The sequence below is a fragment of the Paenibacillus sp. FSL H8-0537 genome, from assembly GCF_038051995.1.
Classification (GTDB): domain Bacteria; phylum Bacillota; class Bacilli; order Paenibacillales; family Paenibacillaceae; genus Pristimantibacillus.
The window spans coordinates 2685604-2703178 of the sequence record NZ_CP150290.1 but is presented as its reverse complement, the minus strand read 5'-3'; the positions used below and the strand labels follow the sequence as shown (position 1 = coordinate 2703178).

The 17575-nt window shown below is 41.4% G+C and carries 15 protein-coding genes; 5 read left to right on the top strand and 10 right to left on the bottom strand.

Annotation, left to right across the window (positions count from 1 at the left end):
• Positions 1-192: 192 nt before the first annotated feature.
• Positions 193-951 carry a glucose 1-dehydrogenase gene (locus MHB80_RS11335; RefSeq protein WP_341282939.1) on the bottom strand — a complete coding sequence of 253 codons (759 nt, stop codon included), beginning with the start codon at positions 949-951 and terminating at the stop codon, positions 193-195.
• A 457-nt stretch (positions 952-1408) separates the two neighbouring features.
• Here MHB80_RS11335 and MHB80_RS11330 point away from each other — a divergent pair, with 457 nt between their 5' ends.
• From MHB80_RS11330 to MHB80_RS11320, 3 genes are all read left to right on the top strand, one after another.
• Positions 1409-2074: a TetR/AcrR family transcriptional regulator gene (locus tag MHB80_RS11330; RefSeq protein WP_341282229.1), complete on the top strand. Its 666-nt coding sequence runs from the start codon at positions 1409-1411 to the stop codon at positions 2072-2074.
• A gap of 425 nt (positions 2075-2499) precedes the next feature.
• Positions 2500-3288, top strand: coding sequence for a nucleotidyltransferase domain-containing protein (locus MHB80_RS11325; protein WP_341282228.1), 789 nt, complete (start codon positions 2500-2502; stop codon positions 3286-3288).
• Positions 3289-3406: 118 nt separating this feature from the next.
• Positions 3407-4837: a PLP-dependent aminotransferase family protein gene (locus tag MHB80_RS11320; RefSeq protein ID WP_341282227.1), complete on the top strand. Its 1431-nt coding sequence runs from the start codon at positions 3407-3409 to the stop codon at positions 4835-4837.
• A gap of 80 nt (positions 4838-4917) precedes the next feature.
• Here MHB80_RS11320 and MHB80_RS11315 read toward each other — a convergent pair whose 3' ends face one another.
• Complete coding sequence (locus tag MHB80_RS11315; RefSeq protein WP_341282938.1) at positions 4918-6144, bottom strand: benzoate/H(+) symporter BenE family transporter; 1227 nt, start codon at positions 6142-6144, stop codon at positions 4918-4920.
• Between the two features lie 37 nt (positions 6145-6181).
• Positions 6182-6703, bottom strand: coding sequence for a pyridoxamine 5'-phosphate oxidase family protein (locus MHB80_RS11310; RefSeq protein WP_341282226.1), 522 nt, complete (start codon positions 6701-6703; stop codon positions 6182-6184).
• 583 nt (positions 6704-7286) lie between these two features.
• Here MHB80_RS11310 and MHB80_RS11305 point away from each other — a divergent pair.
• On the top strand, positions 7287-7829 hold the full coding sequence (locus tag MHB80_RS11305) for a hypothetical protein (protein ID WP_341282225.1): 543 nt from the start codon (positions 7287-7289) through the stop codon (positions 7827-7829).
• A 335-nt stretch (positions 7830-8164) separates the two neighbouring features.
• Here the strand turns inward: MHB80_RS11305 and MHB80_RS11300 are convergent, their stop codons facing one another.
• Positions 8165-8389 (bottom strand): helix-turn-helix transcriptional regulator, encoded by a 225-nt coding sequence (locus tag MHB80_RS11300; protein ID WP_341282224.1) that lies wholly within the window; start codon positions 8387-8389, stop codon positions 8165-8167.
• 174 nt (positions 8390-8563) lie between these two features.
• On the opposite strand from MHB80_RS11300, the gene MHB80_RS11295 reads away from it, so the two are divergent.
• Positions 8564-8881: a DUF6809 family protein gene (locus MHB80_RS11295; RefSeq protein WP_341282223.1), complete on the top strand. Its 318-nt coding sequence runs from the start codon at positions 8564-8566 to the stop codon at positions 8879-8881.
• 593 nt (positions 8882-9474) lie between these two features.
• Here the strand turns inward: MHB80_RS11295 and MHB80_RS11290 are convergent.
• From MHB80_RS11290 to MHB80_RS11265, 6 genes are all read right to left on the bottom strand, one after another.
• Positions 9475-10182 carry a gamma-glutamyl-gamma-aminobutyrate hydrolase family protein gene (locus tag MHB80_RS11290; protein WP_341282222.1) on the bottom strand — a complete coding sequence of 236 codons (708 nt, stop codon included), beginning with the start codon at positions 10180-10182 and terminating at the stop codon, positions 9475-9477.
• 144 nt (positions 10183-10326) lie between these two features.
• Positions 10327-10821 (bottom strand): glucosaminidase domain-containing protein, encoded by a 495-nt coding sequence (locus MHB80_RS11285; RefSeq protein ID WP_341282937.1) that lies wholly within the window; start codon positions 10819-10821, stop codon positions 10327-10329.
• A 1379-nt stretch (positions 10822-12200) separates the two neighbouring features.
• A complete protein-coding gene (locus MHB80_RS11280; RefSeq protein WP_341282221.1) occupies positions 12201-13259 on the bottom strand; it encodes a hypothetical protein in 1059 nt (352 codons plus the stop codon).
• Between the two features lie 449 nt (positions 13260-13708).
• Positions 13709-15655, bottom strand: coding sequence for a hypothetical protein (locus MHB80_RS11275; RefSeq protein WP_341282220.1), 1947 nt, complete (start codon positions 15653-15655; stop codon positions 13709-13711).
• On the bottom strand, positions 15652-16455 hold the full coding sequence (locus tag MHB80_RS11270) for a PP2C family serine/threonine-protein phosphatase (RefSeq protein ID WP_341282219.1): 804 nt from the start codon (positions 16453-16455) through the stop codon (positions 15652-15654). Before MHB80_RS11270 ends, MHB80_RS11275 begins: the two co-directional genes overlap by 4 nt.
• A 1-nt stretch (position 16456) precedes the next feature.
• Positions 16457-17128 (bottom strand): VWA domain-containing protein, encoded by a 672-nt coding sequence (locus MHB80_RS11265; RefSeq protein WP_341282218.1) that lies wholly within the window; start codon positions 17126-17128, stop codon positions 16457-16459.
• Between the last annotated feature and the right edge of the window lie 447 nt (positions 17129-17575).

The following is a 17575-nucleotide window of genomic DNA, read 5'->3' as shown; positions in this document are numbered from 1 at the left end:
TTTAATCATCCTTATCTACTTTATTGTACAAAAATAAATAGGTCCTCTATATAACGCAATATTAAGGCCGTATAACGATATCTTATTCTGATCCGTTGTAACCAGTCTCGCTCCCTTTTCGCAACCATAATCATGCAAAAATCCCGATCCAGCCTGGCTGCATCGGGATTTCTCGTCATTTATGTTAAAGCACTACAGCGTCAAACCACCATCAACCAAAACAATGGAGCCGGTCATATAGCTTGAAGCGTCTGAAGACAGAAAAGCTACTACATCCGCCAGCTCTTGAGGCTCAGCATATCGTCCCATCCGCATGTTCGGGAACTCCTCCGGCACATAACCGCTTTCCTGAAGCTGCTGCGGCACGCTTGCCGTAATGCCAGTCGCTACTCCGCCCGGACAAATCGCGTTTACTCTAATGCCCTTCTTCACATATTCGAGGGCTGCTCCCTTTGTCAAACCAATTACACCATGCTTGCTCGCTGTATACGCTGCAAGGCTGTGTTCAGCCCGTACGCCAGTTGTTGAAGCTGTATTAATAATATTGCCATAGCCCTGCTTGTCCATTACTTTCAGTGCATACTTCATACCAAGAAAGACACCTTTGAGATTTACATTGATGATACGGTCGAAATGGTCCTCGTCAATGTCCTGCAGCAGCGAAAACTTCTGGATGATGCCCGCATTATTGAACAGGCAGTCGATTTTGCCATACGTATCAAGCGTTGCGTCCATGTAACGCTGCACATCCGCGCTTTTGGAAATATCCGCCTGTACGAAGATCCCTTCTCCGCCCTGTTCTTTGAGCAATTGAAGCGTTTCCCGGCCAGCCTCTTCATTGAAATCAACAACAGTTACCTTAGCTCCGCTTGCAGCCAGCTTAAGCGCACTTGCCCTGCCAATTCCACCAGCCGCTCCAGTAACAATGATCACTTTTCCCTCATGAGACAATGCGTGAGCGGTACCAGGCTTCGGTGCGGCTGCCACCGGCTTGGCAGGAGACTCGGCCATATTCACCGAAGCCAAATCGGCTTTCAAAGCATCTAATCTATCCTTTGGCAAATCCACCTGCGGGATCGCAGCTAGCTGATCCAGTGTATGCATAGATGCCATCTTAAAGGTCGGCTCATTAATAAACTCTGGCAGATGCTTGGCCAAAATTGCAACCGCTTGCTCGCTCGCGAGAAGCTCGCCAATTGTCCATTTTTCATTATAAGACATGTAAAATTACCTCCTGGATGATAAATAAAATAGTTTTGATAGTAATACTATCACTTAGATATTAACAATATCATATATTTATTTTCCGCACAACCTCTATGAATTCGCCCCCTCTCCTGACGAAATTGACAGATACTATTAAGTTTGTTAGCATGTTCACACGAACAAACGCAAATGAGGAAGTGAAATGTTGGACGCAAAAAGCAGGTATGAGCAGGAACGGCGCAGCATTAAATCAATGCGCGAGGAAAGCATTATGGAAGCAGCTAAGAGGCTGTTTGTCCGCAAGGGCTTCGATAAAACAACGATGCAGGAGATTGCGGATGAAGTGCCGCTTGGTATCGCCACCATCTTTCGTTATTTTCCCAAAAAAGAGAAGCTGATCGTTGCGGTCGCAAGCGCCATTATCGCTTCCCAGTCAGAAGTCTTCCGCTCGGTGAGCGAAATAAACGGCAATTGCCTGGAAAAACTCAGCTATCTATTTGATCTGTTCATTTCATTCCATCAAGAGAAACACCGCGAGAACATACAACTGATTGAAGCTTTTGATAGCTGGGCTTACTTACCTCATGAGCAGGCGGATATGCTTGAGGAATATCATTCCATTTTTGAGAGCAACAAGCTGCTATTTAAAATGCTTATCGAACAGGGCCGAGAGGACGGCTCTATTCGCAATGATATTTCCGTTGATGATACGTTAATGACCATGATCAATGTGTTCGGCAGTTTTGCCAAAAAAGTATCGATGTCCTACAACTTGGTCATTTTCAAAGATAATGCAGGGACAATTGGCCAGCTTCAAGTGTTGAAGACCGTGTTTCTGGACTATTTGCGGCCACCGGGCAATGCTTGACATAGCGAGAGCTTTATCTAACTTTCAACTAGCTCCTGTTAGGAAAATGGCAGCTTGTCAGCTGCAAGAAAACGAGAAGTGGTGACATTGGGACAACCTCCTGGACGTCGCCACTTCTTTTTACAATGCAGCAAAAACATTTCCATTAAAATACAACCGGAATTTCTGCCAGCAAATATAAGCGTTTAACATGGCTTGCAAGCTGGGCAAGTTTCGTGGCATTCTTTTAGAAGAAGCAGCGGTAAAACCAAGATCATTGCTCATACTCCAATCATAATAACTTTTAGCAGAGAAACACCCTTTTCAAATGAGCATCAGCGTAACTTTGTAGAGATTGCATAGGTGTTTCAGTCTTTCGATTTATCAGGTCGAGGTTCGTTTAAGGTTACAGTGAGAACAACAAAAAATGGAGGGGAGGCTAGAAAATGTATACGCACCATAAGCAATCACTGGACAAATTCGTAGAATCGCTGCAATCTGATCCAAATCTATTAGCCGTAATAACGGCTGGCTCTATCGCGAAAGGTACGGCCAAGGAGACATCGGATATCGACGTATATTTGCTTGTCACGGATCAAGATTTTGAAGAGCGGAAGAAAACCTATGCGTTGGCTTACACGACTCATGAATTTTGCAATTATGAAGATGGCTATATCGATGTCAAAATCATCAATATGCGGTTTTTGGAGTTGGCCGCCGAGAAAGGCAGCGAGCCAACTCGCGCTTCTTTTACAGGTTCACAGGCTGTCTACTCCATCGTTCCAGGACTAAATGAACTGCTCGCCAAAATCCCCGTATATCCCGAGCACAATAGAAACCAAAACATTAAAGATTTCCAAGCACAGGTGCTGCTTTACGGTTATTATTTTGCAGGGGAAGCCGTTAAAAAGAATAATCCTTACCTGCTGTCCCAAGTCGTCAGCAATCTGGTGTTATTCGGAAGCCGAATTATTTTGGCGCATAATCGCATATTGTTTCCTTGCCACAAGTCCATGATGGCTGAGGTCGAGAAAGCTCCAGAAAAACCAGATACCTTTCTCGAGCTTGCCCATGAGCTCCTATTAAACCCGACTCATGAAAAATGCATGGAATTAACCGAAGTCATACTAGGTTTTCTAGACCAGGAATTATCATCTGAGCAGGCGGTCACTCGATTTATTCAGAACAATGAATGGAACTGGATCGATCAGTCCCCTCCTTTGCAAGATAGATAGTAATATAGATAGTAATATAGAGAGATCAATCAAAAAAACAGCCTCTGCGGCTAAAGTTTCAACAGTGTGAATAAAACAATCCATATTTTTGACGCATATACAACTAGAGGTGAAATAGATGCTAAAAGTTAACCGTGACGACGAACGCCCCATCTGGCAGCAGCTGCTTGATCAAGCTATCCATAATATCACAACCGGAAATTGGCCTCCCGGCGAATTGCTGCTACCTACCCGCGAACTCGCGCTACTCGTCGGTGTCTCTCGCTCAACTATACAAATTGTTTATGAGGAATTATTCAGCCGTGGCTACACGGTTACTTCCCGGCGCGGCGGCACAAGAGTAAGTGACTGGACCCACAAAACCCGTTTCATGGAGGATGTTATAGCTCGGGGGCCTGTTACTCCCGAGCTGCCTTTATTAAACGATGCAGTCAGCCAGTTACAAAATTGGTTTAGAGGAAAGGAAAATAGAAATGTGGAGATCGATTTCAGCCCACACGAGCCTTATTTGGATCAACATTTTCAAACGAACTGGAGACACTCCTTTTTACAAGCCTCCAAAGAAACGGATCTAACCAGCTGGGCTTACGGCAACCCCTATGGTTTCGTGCCGCTGCGCGAGCAGATTCAACGTTATTTGTCACTTGAGCGAGGCGTCCATGTTCATATCGATCAAATAATATTAACTTCGGGCGCACAGCATAGTCTGGATTTAATTGCCCAAGCCCTGTTAAATGAAGGAGAAACCGTTTGCGTTGAAGATCCCGGCTTTCCCGCTTCATGGATGGCGATGAAATATCGGCGGATGAATGTGGTTCCCGTCCCTGTCGACGATTACGGAATACAAGCAGACCGTATTCCTCCTCAATCAAAGCTTGTTTATGTTACGCCTTCACATCAGTGTGCAGTTGGAGTGATTACGTCGGAGCCTCGCAGACAGCAATTGCTGCATATGGCGGCTCAACATCAATTTTGGATAGTTGAGGACGACTACGATAGCGAGTTTCGATATCGCGGCGACCCACTCCCAACCTTGTTTAGCCAGCAGCCTCAGAACACACTGTATATGATGAGCTTTTCCAAAATGGTCGCTCCTGGCATTCGGATATCCGCGATCGTTGGTCCAACAGAGGCCATTCGCCAGCTTGCCCATGTCCATGAATTAACCTATCGCCATCTTCCGATTATGGAGCAATTGACGCTTGCTCATTTTATCGAGCACGGGCATTTCATGCGTCATATGAGAAGAGTCAGAAATGTATATCGGCGCAGACACGAAGCCATGACAAAGGCTATCATCGCGACCGGTCTAAGTGAACGTTTTAAACTTAGCGGTGTAGAGACGGGATTACATATGCTTCTTGAAGCTGAAGAATCATTTGATGAAGAATCCGCAACAAACCAAGCGCTCGAAAAAGGCATACGTGTTTATCCACTTAGCAAGTATTGTTTGGAAAGCGATCGAAAAGGATGGGTGCTCGGCTTTGCTAAAGTAGACGAGTCAGCAATAGAGACAGGCATTCATCGTCTTGCGGAGCTGCTTTTATAATTTATGCAGCTCCGGCTAAGCTTAACAATTCCCATCCCTTTTTAGCCCATTTGCACCTGTATTCATTTTCATGCTGCTTATTATTTTTGTTCAACATGTTGTATTCCACTGTTCCTATATGGCTTGTGGCGAAATTGTCCATGTATCAAAATATGCGCAGCCAAGCCTGCAACAAGACCCCAGAATGCACCGCCAACACCAAGTAAGGTAACATTTGCAGCCGTTGCCAAAAAAGTAATCAGCGCTGTCTCACGGCCCTTAGGCTCAGTTAAAGCGTTAGCAAGGCTGCTGCCAATTGTCCCGAGCAATGCGAGCCCCGCTAACGTCGCGATGAAGGTAGCTGGAAGAATTAGAAACAGAGCAGCCAGCGTCACACCGAATATCCCAACAACCATGTAAAAAATGCCACAGACAATACCCGCAAGGTAACGTTTTGTTGAATCCTCATGCGCATCTTTACCTGTACAAATCGCCGCTGTAATGGCTGCTACATTGAAAGCATGCGAGCCAAATGGCGCTGCAAAAAGTGAGCCCAAGCCCGTTACGATCAAAATTGGATTTGCACTCGTCTTAAACCCATCATTTCGCAAAACTAGCATCCCAGGCATATATTGTCCCGTCAATGTAATAATGAACAATGGCAAGGCAACACCCAAAAGAGCATGAAGCGAAAACTCAGGAACAATGAATACCGGCGACGCAATAGCTAATTTGATCGTGCTGAAATCTACTTTTCCCAAGCTTATTAAATAAATAAGCCCAATGATTAAAATGCCGACGATAGCATAACGGGACGTATACCTTCTTAATAGTACATAAGCAGCAAATAAGACAATGACCAGCAACGGATCAGCTTTCGCTCCGCCAAAGGCTGAAATACCAAACTGCAGTAAAATACCTGCCAGCAGACCAGAAGCAATGCCTGGAGGAATAAGCCGGACAAACCTTTCGAACATTCCCGATATTCCTAAAATAATAAATCCTAAAGCAGAGATGATATAAGCGCCAATTGCTTCCTCATAGGGGGTTATCGCTAATACCGACACGAGAAAAGCCACACCTGGTGTTGACCAAGCTGTAATAATCGGTTCACGGTATCGATAGCTCAGCCATATTCCCGTTATCCCCACACCAACGGAAATCGACAATATCCATGAAGCGGTCATTTCGGGGCTCAGACCCGCGACTTTTGCCGCCTGAAATACGAGAATAAATGTCCCGCCGTAGTTGACAATGACAGATATTAAAGCAGCTATAGTGGGCGATATCCAATCACGGCCGCGCAGTGAAGATGATGTTGGGTTCATTTGCATTCTCTTCAACATTTTAACAACCTCTTTTTTCTTATTTGTACATTTTTTCTTCCTCGATTGGATTTGCTTTCGCCGTAATATGATAAGGATCAACTCGGTAGACTTGAACAGGTGATTGGAATATGGCAGACCTATATTTGTCTACATGCTGCTTGGACAACGGACGGTTATAGTAGCCAGGCACATATTTATGAAGCATTTCCTGCAGCATATATGTAGCTTCATCCAGATCATCAATAAGCTCCGCCTTACCAAAAATCATAACACTCATATATGCTGTGTCCGTCTTAGCTGGTACGGGATCGGTAATGGTTCCATATTCTTCGCAAACCGTAAAACAGACCTCGGAATTCGCACTCATGACCTGATTGCGCCTCCCTCCTGCAGCTCCATGAAAATAAAGCTTCCCCTTTGCCCAGACAAAATTAAGCGGAACCACATATGGCAGCTGACCATCAACCATGCCAAGATGACCAATTCGCGCTTTATGCAAAAAAGCATCTATTTTGTCACTGTCCAACACTTCTCTTATCTTGTAACGAACTCCATCCATTCTCAACCACTCCTCAAATACTGAATTTTCGTAAGTATATCAGTCATTGGAGTGAATAAGTACATCCAAAAGAACAGCATTTGAGCAATCCATATTTTCTGATAAGCAGATTTTTTCTGATAAATCTTCTAAAGGACGGTATAGCCGATGTGGGAGAGGCTCACTAGGGTATAGAGTGGGTAACAAACGGTCTATGATTGGATTGGGGCAAATAGATTGGGGTGGGATGTACACGCAAGCAAATGATAAAGGATGGCTACTTCGAAGCAAAAATAACGGTATATGTAGGTGCAATGAGCAGCAAGTGAAGGAGATATTAAAAAAGGGCGTAGGTTATGATGCATATGTAAAAATGGCTCAAATATATGAGTGATTTTAATACCAAAACTAACTGACCAATATACCTATTCATGCTCAAAATATTCTGACGCAAACTTTCAAGATAACTCTAGTAAAATAAAATTGATTTGAACATCAGGTTACTAAATTGAGTGTACATATACTAATCACCCCTAATATTCTATAATTAGAAACTATAGTAATAATCTATAATTTGTATTTAAAGAAGGAGAATGAACCAATTATGAAAAAGTTAAAAATATTTAGTCTTTTGTGTATCTGTACTTTTTTTGTACTTATTCAAGCTTGTAGTTCAGAAGACACAACTCAAGAAGAGAACAAAGTTTTGACCAATGAAACAGCTACTAATATAACACCAACATCTGAGACACCTAGCCCAACTATTAAACCAGAGGAAGCTCAACACGATTTAAATATAGATACTTCCGTCTTTAGCTATGCGGAGAGTGTAGATGTCGATGATACGAGAAAAGTTAATAAACATATTAATCTTATTGTGAATATGAATGAAGGGCCCACTGCTGGATTAGCAACAGAACATGTCTTATTACAAACATATGATTTTTTGCAGCAAGAGGATATTAAAGGTGCAGATATTGTTACAATTAGCATTAATCAAAATGATACGCTAATATCAAAAATTACTGTTGATTCAAGAAAATTTAAAGCAGGAGAACACTTAATAAATTCTGTTTTAGCAGCATCAAAAATAGACCATATGAATGACGATGTGGTGGAATATGGAGAAGCCCTGGAACGTTGGTAACTGTAAATTACAACTATGAGTCAGTCTGAAGTGTCCTCCTAGAATAAATATTGGAATAAAGCTCTGATTCAATCCAATGTCTATTCTAGGGGGCATTTTCATGCTAAAAATTCACAGAAGCTTATGAGTTAATTGTTGCCTAGGTGGTTTTTCATTGCCTACAAAATAGAGTCTTGAGCACTTGTAAAATGCGTCTTTTAAAATTACTCGCTATACCAAAATTTTCGAGAGGCAACTTCGCTTCATAGGCAAGTCAGATGTCTCCGGAGTTATATTCCTTTTTGAGAGTTTGCTATTTCAGTTTGTACAGCTCATTAAAGCTTTCAAATCTCCTATTACTTTGATTTTCCTTCTTCCGGCTTAGCAATGTCTGTTTGATTAAGCAGATAATCGATGCTGACACTGTAAAATTTAGATAACGTGATCAATACGGCAGTAGGTATGTCCAACTCCCCACTCTCATAACGAGAATAGGTTGCTTGTGAAATATGCAGCAACTTGGCCATCTCCTGCTGAGTTAAATCCTTATCTTCTCGTAAATCCCGAATTCTTTTATACATTTTCATCACCCAACGCCATCATAATTTATACGAATTTCGCATATTGACTTTTATGCGTTTTTCGCATAAATTAGCATTGAGCTTAAAAATAATTCTCATACCATTCATTAGCTTTAAACTATAAAAATACTAGCAGCAACGACGAATTTAAATTGCCGAAAGGATGAGATTGTAATGAGAAGTCTTTTGGAAGAATTGTACCATGGCAACATGCGTCCCGATGAAAAAAGAATTGCCAATAATCCAGAGTATCTTCAAATGAGCCAGCACATATCTGAAATGATGGAAGCGTGGAAGAAAAAACATACTGAGGATGAATATACGAAGCTCGAAGCATTGCTAGACTTATATGCTCAAGCTCACTCAATGGAGCTAACCTCCACCTTTACATATGGATTCCGGCTAGGCGCAGGTATTATGACCGAAGTGTTAACAGGGAAGGAAGAGCTTGCTAAGAAACTGAGTACTTTTTCAGAAGTTCCGTCATTATAAGAATTAATCTCCTTCTTGAAACTTTTAATATTTCTCATTCTCTTACTATATAAAGCTAGCATAAGAAAAACCGCTTCAGCTGAAGCGGCGATATTAACATAATTATTAGTATTGATGCATATTTTTATGTGGTACAAAAAAGCAAGATACATATATAGTTGAAAGAAAAAATATATGTATCTTGCTATGGAGGGCTGCACTTTATTGAATCTAACACACTTACTTATCTCAATATCATCAACAAGTCCTCTAGCACTACACCATGTTTATTTTTTCTTTGGCATAGATTTTATAAACACAATTAAACCTCCAATACAAATTCCAACTATAGCCCAACCCGCTATAAAAAATATTGAATTCAAGGCGCTTTCCTCCTTTAATAGATATAGCTGCTGATAGATGTTTTAGATCCCTAGCAAAACAAGTTCCTATCGCTAATAAAACCAACCTTTATGTCTAACATTGTATATCCCAATTGTAGCATGGGACTCATTGTCTGCGCTAATTCATACAATCAAGTAAAGCGTAGTTCACTTTTGTTCAACTATCTTGCCCAATAGTTCAATAAACGAATTTCTCATTTGCGAATACCTCTAACATGATTTTACAAATTCCTCAAACAGTCTAAAGTTACAAATATCCGATTTGTAACTGAACTCTGGATGCCACTGAACGGCAAAAACAAACTTTTTCTCAGGCATCATAACGGCTTCTATTAAACCATCTTCAGCATTTGCCACAGCAATGAGTTGCTTGGACAGCTCCTTAATCCCCTGATGATGGTAACTATTGACTCTTAAATTCTCCGTTTCAATAATACGGTAAAGCGGGTTTCCCTTTTCTATGTAAACATTATGAACGGGTTCAGAATAGGGAGGTGCTTGTTTATGTTTAATGCTGCTCTCCGACTTGAATTGAGTCGGCATATCTTGGTATAGCGTGCCTCCTAGTAAGGCGTTGAACAACTGTAAGCCGCGGCAAATGCCGAACGCTGGTTTATCCAATTCTAAAATTTGTTTGAATAAGGCGCTCTCCATCACATCTCGCTCCTGGCAGAGCACTCCGCAAACATCCTCTATCTGCTCACCATAAATTTCAGGATTCATATCGTGTCCACCTGTAAAAAGAAATCCGTCAAACATATTTGCTATTCTAGTTATATTCTCTACATCTGAGGTAAGTGGCAATACAAACGGAATTCCACCTGCGTCTTCAATCCCTTTCATATAGCCCGGAAGCATCCAATAGCTTTCTTTGTCCCCATCATACAACGGCAATACGCCTATAGTTGGTCTCTCCATGCTAAACTCCTCCGTGAATATAACTTTTTATTGATATATTATACAACAAACTATTTATGGTATGCAGCATGTCAGCTTAATTACCATCTCTGGCGAGCTGTTTTATTTTCTTTGTATTAACCATTGGCTCGGCAGGGCGTTCACTTATTTACGTGCGAGTATAATCGTATTTAGCCAGGTCAACTCCCAGAGGGTAAGCGTACCTTTTTGCGCCTTCTCAATCCATGTCTTGTCAGTAATCACCTTTTTATCAAATAGGGATTGCAGCGCCGCTACAAGCATTTTCTTTTGAGCCTCAGATAGCTTCATTTCTTGTTCATCTTCTACTGCCTCTGCCTCAACAGCATCATATTTTTTAAGGTCATTAGCTTTGATAATCGCCAGCAACTTGCTTGCATAAGCCGAGTCAGTCGCATATCCGCAGGCATACAGCGCTGCCGCTTGCTCCTCTGGTGTTTTAGCTGTCCTCACACGAGCGTAACGGCTGAGGCCAAACAATAGGTCTTGATCCATGTAAAAATCATACAGGGTATCGTATGCCCTAAATGCAGCCGTGATATTGACCGTCTTACCGTTGTACTCCTCCCATGTTCCTTTATTGACCGCCTTACCACGCCAGTAGGCGTTAGGCTTACCGATACCGACTTTAATGCCGCCAAGATTATTCCAATCGTGAATTTTGCAGCCAGTCTCACGGATGGTAGCATTGGCGATCCCTCCCGCCGCGATCGCAGAACATGAGGCGCTAATGTCTCAATGAACGTCGCTCGACTATACTGAGTCGTTGTCTTTTCCTCATTTAGCTCCCCGTTGGGAAGCTCTATCAATGATTGTTTGTAGTTCTGAGTCTATCTTATAAATTCTCTAGCGGCGAGTGCCAATCGTACTTTTCATAGAACGTCTCTATGTATGCTGCTCTCGGATTATATCTTGCCTAATCCTACGAAAGGATTACTTTCGAAGAAACTTTCGGAATGCATCCAACTGAAGAAGGCGCGCCAACTTCGAGTAAGTTTATCCATCGTTGCGTCAGTGGGCGTCTCAGCTTTACCGCGCTTAATTGGCGTACTTTGCTTCGTTTCCAACGCGACCATGATCGTATCTTTCACGATATCTATCAGTCTCTCAACGTTTTGCTTCTGAAGCTGCCACGTTAATTCTTGTAAAGTATCGCGGTAAAAATTGAGTGTATTTTGCGTGAGGTTCCGAATGCGGCAGTAACGGATAAATGACGTGATAGCCGTGTCTAAATCGAGGGATGCCGCAGGATATTGAACCGTAGAATTTCCACAGCCAGCCGACGCTAGATTAACGCGACGACTGCGGCCATTCTTACTTTTTCAGACATATAAAATACGCCTTCACTTCGTAAAATTCGTTAACAAAACGAAAGTTACGAAGAGCAGGCGTACAGGTCTACGTGAATTTAGCACCGCAGTATTCGTGCAGGATGCGTACAGACAACGTAAAGCCACCGAGAGATTTAAAGCTGTATGCCAAGGACCGGGATCGAACCGGTATGGTAGTCACCTACCGCAGGATTTTAAGTCCTGTGCGTCCTTGCCATTCGCCAACCCGCGTGGATACTGGATTCTTCACTATCTGTATCACATTAGCTCAACAGGATTCATTACCGCAAAGAACTCGCGAATCCTGTGACTCTATTCAATTAAATCATTCCAGAAACCAGAACACAAATTCGTATTTAAACCTGTATAAATTCCACGCTTGCTTCTACCTAGGTCAGCCTGATTGCCTTCTTCAGCACACCCCAGGCGGAGATGTGACAACGTATCCCACTACTTGTTAGCCCCTAGTCTAGTCACATGGACGATGCTGGGTAGAAGCACGCACACAGTTTCTTAGGCTGCGAAAGCGTTGTTTGTTTGTTTGTTTGTTTGTTTGTTTGTTTGTTTGTTTGTTTGTTTGTTTGTTTGTTTGTTTGTTTGTTTGTTTGTTTGTTGTTTTGGCTTCAGCGTTGATGAAGCAGTCGACTCCCTGCTACCCGCTGGCTTAAGCTATTTAATCTTTATTCCAGAACCTAATTTTGATAGATTTAGCATTTGTTCTTGAACTTCTGCAGTAATACCCAACTTGAATGCACTCTCGTTAATATTGCCTATTATTCCAAATGTACTATTCGTTTCGCTATTACCAATACTCCCTACATAAGGCCAAGCAGTTGTTGGATTACTGAGAGAAGAAGAGTTTATACTTTTTGTGAGTTGTGATCGTAAGGTTTTTATCGTTTTTTTCAATTCCTCTTTTTCATCACCTTCGATCTTCAATGCATTAATCATTAATTCTAATTCTGTAATTGTCGCATTCTTCTCATGAAGTTCTTTTTGATGAAGATTGTTAATTTGATCCAGTTCATTCGTTAGAAATCTAACAAAAGAGCCCATTTCATCTGCATTCCCTGCCAAACGGTTGAACAAAACAAGATAGTATTTGAGAATTGGATTATCAGTGTCATATGGGTAACGAATCCGATGATCTATCTCGCTCCATCCTTCTTCAAATATAGTTCTAACTTGTATCTCAGCAACTACTTCTTGTTTATCAGGCTTTGACTTAATTAAATAATGCAATGAGCGATAGCCAAATGGATGGTTAACTATTTCTAGATTATGCTCTTTGAATTTCTCCTGCAACTTATCATCATCACCTGCTCTGATATTTGCTTTTGGATTTTCAAAAAGATCCCACTTAGTACTAATGAAGTGATGAATACCTAACCAGTCTTCCTTAAACAGGTGTAACGCCCTGATGCCAATCAAGTCTGTAATCTCAGTTTTGTATGATTCAACAGTAAATACCAACTCAGGTCGTTTTATCTTTTTTCTGATGATCTTCTCTATTAAATGTTCAGGGTCTTTGACCCTATGCTTTACAGTATGAACATTTTCCACTTTTCTTAACGTTTCTGCAATGTACTCTGCTACGGGTTCTAGCCTAGTGTGTTCAGTTGAATAATGCATGTATATTTGTATTAACTCGTCCCAATTCAGACCGCTTTTCTCAAATTCCTCAGCTTTGATATTATACTTTTCAAGAAATTCAACTTGTCCTAACATTTCAACACCTTCTCAAATTTATTCAAATAGATATTTGAATCCTGAATGGCTCTATACAAATATAAATTACACTTACATTAAGCCGCTACTACTTTCATCTTATCAAACGATATTTCATCTTTAGTCCGCATTTACGCCGTACAAACAATAGCACCGTCTTTCGCTGCATGAACAACTACGATAAAAACTTCTTCGACAACTGAGATCCAGGGCACTTCTGCATACAGCAGCCAGATACTCGTCTCCATACCATACTTGGCGGCAGATGCAACGTAATAATTAAGAACAATGAAACTCTGAAGGCCCGACGACAGCACATCCAGTTTCTGCTTCCTGTCTGCAAATCCCTACTGCTCTCCTGAAAATATGGTTTTGCCTTCCCTGCTCATATTACATTCTCTAAAACATCAACACACTTCCCTAAAATCCCAACTACTATCTCAGGTTCATTATTTTATAACTCTATACTGTGCGTTGCAGATAGCTTGAGCAAGCTCCTTAGCAGCTCTTTCGACTTCTGGCCAAAGAGCATTTCTCCTAACCTCTATCTGGTTGGAGATTTGCATTAACTGACCTGAACCAGACAACAATTCTTGCTCGAGCTTTTTTCTTATAGTAAGAATCTCTCGATCTACGTTTGCAATCTCAGAATGTGGTATCTCCTGATTGGGATTAAAAACAAACTTTTTCTCAATAGTGTTTTTCCAATCCATTAACTTTCTAGTATACGTAGGTCCAAACCCTGGGACTTGTAGAATTGCGTTAGCCTTGACATCTAATGCCGTTTCAATTCCGAAAGCCTCTAAGGTAGCTTTACGACTTGGGCCAATACCGTCAATATTAGCGCTTTCTATCCTGTGGCGTTGCAAATGAGCTTGAAGTTGCATGCGATGACGGTCCATTTTCAATCGCTTCAACTTCTCCGCTCTGAGTTGTACTAACCCCTCGTAATCCTTTTTATACTGCTCTAGTTGGAATTTCTTTTGCCTGAAGGATTCATCGCTTGCTTCTCTGAGCCAACGTTGTGAAATCTTCTCCCAACGTTGTTGAGCTTCCGTTCTACTGATCTCCCAACCTTGGTTCAATTGCGATACGTCTGATATATAAAATGCAGAAGTAACAATAGCAGTAACTAACACGATAACAAACCATGCCTCTGGAATTATAAAGAGTAATGCAAATCCTACAACTGGAGGAACAGCGGAAAGCCTTTTTCGGATTTTAGATTGTTTATAGCTTTCAACTAGTTTTGGATCAGGCACTGCACTAATGGAAGTCGGATTTGGCAATTGCATTGCAGTTCCAGGCACAGTAACTCCTGATATCTGTAGCCATACCCGTTGTACATCGAAAGCATTACTAAGTTGTGTTGTTGCTATTACTGCATGGAAGAGAACGACTCCTGTTTTTTGCTCTAGGTCACACCATGGGCACCCTCTATTAACATCAGAAAATATATGACCTTCCTTATGATTGCATTTTTTCAACTTGCTTGATAGCGCCTCTAGTTCTTTTACCCACTCTTCAGGCTTAGGACGAGCATCATCTCTACTGCTCTCTTTGGAGAATGCCCTTTCAAATAAACCAGATAATTGAAAAGGTATTGATCCCATATGAGCAGTCCCTGGCGGTGGTTGCATCATCATTGATGGAGCTGAACTACTGTAAGCGAACCTGTACTCTTTAATTGCCTTCTCAATAGGCATTTCTCCAGAACCAAGGTACCTCCCAGCAAAAGGATGTCTCCCCATGAACAACAGCAGGAATATGAATAATGCAAGTCCAAAATTATCATGATTCTGCGTTCTTGTTATATCCCTAAAGGACGAAATACTTTGTAATTCTGGAGGCTGGTACATTGGTATACCAACTTCACATTTAAATAGTCTGCTTGTTGTGCCAATTTGAAAGCTGTCACAGTCCAACAGTTTGACTGTAGCTTGATCTGTCACATAAAAATTTCCATGATTGATATCTCCAACAACATGCCCACTATCATGCACCGAAGCAAATGCACGCGCTAAGTTTGTCGCTGTATGGACAAGAAATGAATATGTTGCATTAGGGAACTCCAGTAACCTTGTTTTAGGCCCGTATAACTTATGAATTTCTTTGCCAGTCAATCTAGGCATAAGGAATCCTATAACTTGTCCATTGGCATTCCGCAATGTATCAGTAGGCCACGTAGTGAACGTCAAAATGGAGTCCGATTTCAAATTCACCATCGTCTTTATCTTCTCTTGCTTCTCGTTCGTTATCGACTGATGGTATATTTTGGCCACGGTATTGCTGTTTGCCTTGACAGAATACACGCTTCCCTCCCCGCCTCTGCCAAGCTCGCTATCCAAATACACTATACTACCTGCACTATTAATTGCACTTGTTATGATTTTCATGAACTTTTTTCACCAGAAGGCGTAGCTTTCCTCCTTGTGGCCAGAATCAAGCTTTTATCATCATCCGTGCGACTATTGACTTTATCCGATTCAAGAAAAGCTCTGAGTGAATTTGTAAATTTATCAGATTCTGCTTCTTGTTGATCTCTAAGTACTGTAAAAAAAGGTCGAAAAAATGGACTGTGGGCACTTTGTGATTGATAGTGCAGAGCAAGCCTTTGAATACCATCTGTAAATAGAGCAATCTCAGAACAAACTCTACCTGATAACAGGCTAAACTGAAGCATTTCGGTGGCGTTTGTTTGAGTCACAAAATATGTTGTATTCTCATACTCTCCCTGTTGAGGCCAGAATTGCCAGTTATACTCGTCTTCTTCCTCGGGACTATTCGTTACAATCGCCCCATCACCAATCTGAGCAAATACAGCGCACGAATTGTCAATTACTACTGACAAGAATGTACAAGCGAATTCCCTGGATGATAACCCCATAGCATCCGCCCGCGCTTTGACTTCATTCTGGAAGCGTATTACCCATTCTTTGTAAAATTCGCGATCAAGCTTATGGATACTATTCCCTGTACTAAGATATGACGTTATTTCATCAACAAATAGCGAACAAGCGAGCTCAGAACCAATTTGCGAATAACTCGCGCTACCCGCTCCGTCTGATACTACCGCAATAAGAACTTCATGATCATTAGATGTTTGAATCACACGACACAAGGAATAATCCTGGCATGGGGTTTCACTCTTTACATGCGAAGTGCCTAATACAGATGCATTTGCATATCTCCACACTTCAGATCACGCCCCACCCATCAGGACTTGCAGGATTTTCAAGTTTAATCTGATCTCCAGGTGTAGAATGAGAAACAGCGCTCAGTGAATTTGATAGCCATGAGAAAAGCTCTTTAAAGCGAAGTCCTTTTAGCTTCAATGGTTCCCTGGCAGAAATTTGTTTAAGTGTGTTCATATCAGCGTTCTCTACCCCAACAGCAAAAAACAAAAAGGATTTTGACTCTTCTCCCTCTTTTACAAGTGATGCGGCACGTTGCCAATTGTCCGTCGGAGCTCCATCCGTTATTAAAAATATCCACGGTCTAAAGTAGGAAACACCATTCTGTTTGTACACTTCTTTACGTAACTTTAGCATTTCTAGGCCATATTCAATAGCACTTCCCATAGGCGTATCATTGTCAGCAATCAATGTTGGAGGATAAAACACATCTGGTGTTTGAAAGTCAGAGATAACCTGAACAGGCCCAAAGGTTACTATCGCTAGTTCAACCCTTTTAGCTGCCATAGCATCAGAAATTAGCTCCTCCTTAAAGACAGATAAACCATTATTAAGTTGATGTATTGGATTTCCATTCATTGAATACGATGTATCAAGCAATAAAATACACGGACATCTTGGCTCAGGATTTTCCGCAAACTCAGCAGCAAATGGAATTTGATCGAAGTTAGACATTTAGAACGACTCCTTTAATATATTGGTTACTTGTCTTTAGCTCCCGCAAGTATTCTGAGCTCATCTTCTTCATTTCAGTTGAACCATCTGACAGTTTTTTGCATGTCTTAACCAGGACAACATTAGAGATTCAGCGATTTCAATTTTCATTTGGTATCTACTCCTGTTGAGTTAAGTACAAACTTATACATCTTGATTAGATATTTACGTCCAGTGAGATTCATAAGGGCCCTCACCATTTATCATTTTTTCTAAAAATAATAGACGGCAAACTTACGGTATCCACTACCCTATCTGCATATAACCATGCTTTTGCTTGTGAATGAGTCAAATCATTCGACCACCATGCACGATATTTTAATGCTGATGCTGGTAGCTTAAAGCCAAGAATTGCTTCTATCTGTTCGAGAGATAAGGTCAATGTTTCATCTGTTTGAATTCTTATAT

Bases quoted from the DNA above. Each gene is read 5' to 3' on its own strand.
- MHB80_RS11330 (WP_341282229.1), top strand. From the start codon at position 1,409: ATGTTGGACGCAAAAAGCAGGTATGAGCAGGAACGGCGCAGCATTAAA.
- MHB80_RS11325 (WP_341282228.1), top strand. From the start codon at position 2,500: ATGTATACGCACCATAAGCAATCACTGGACAAATTCGTAGAATCGCTG.
- MHB80_RS11320 (WP_341282227.1), top strand. From the start codon at position 3,407: ATGCTAAAAGTTAACCGTGACGACGAACGCCCCATCTGGCAGCAGCTG.
- MHB80_RS11315 (WP_341282938.1), bottom strand. From the start codon at position 6,144: ATGAACCCAACATCATCTTCACTGCGCGGCCGTGATTGGATATCGCCC.
- MHB80_RS11310 (WP_341282226.1), bottom strand. From the start codon at position 6,703: ATGGATGGAGTTCGTTACAAGATAAGAGAAGTGTTGGACAGTGACAAA.
- MHB80_RS11305 (WP_341282225.1), top strand. From the start codon at position 7,287: ATGAAAAAGTTAAAAATATTTAGTCTTTTGTGTATCTGTACTTTTTTT.
- MHB80_RS11300 (WP_341282224.1), bottom strand. From the start codon at position 8,389: ATGTATAAAAGAATTCGGGATTTACGAGAAGATAAGGATTTAACTCAG.
- MHB80_RS11295 (WP_341282223.1), top strand. From the start codon at position 8,564: ATGAGAAGTCTTTTGGAAGAATTGTACCATGGCAACATGCGTCCCGAT.
- MHB80_RS11290 (WP_341282222.1), bottom strand. From the start codon at position 10,182: ATGGAGAGACCAACTATAGGCGTATTGCCGTTGTATGATGGGGACAAA.
- MHB80_RS11280 (WP_341282221.1), bottom strand. From the start codon at position 13,259: ATGTTAGGACAAGTTGAATTTCTTGAAAAGTATAATATCAAAGCTGAG.
- MHB80_RS11275 (WP_341282220.1), bottom strand. From the start codon at position 15,655: ATGAAAATCATAACAAGTGCAATTAATAGTGCAGGTAGTATAGTGTAT.
- MHB80_RS11265 (WP_341282218.1), bottom strand. From the start codon at position 17,128: ATGTCTAACTTCGATCAAATTCCATTTGCTGCTGAGTTTGCGGAAAAT.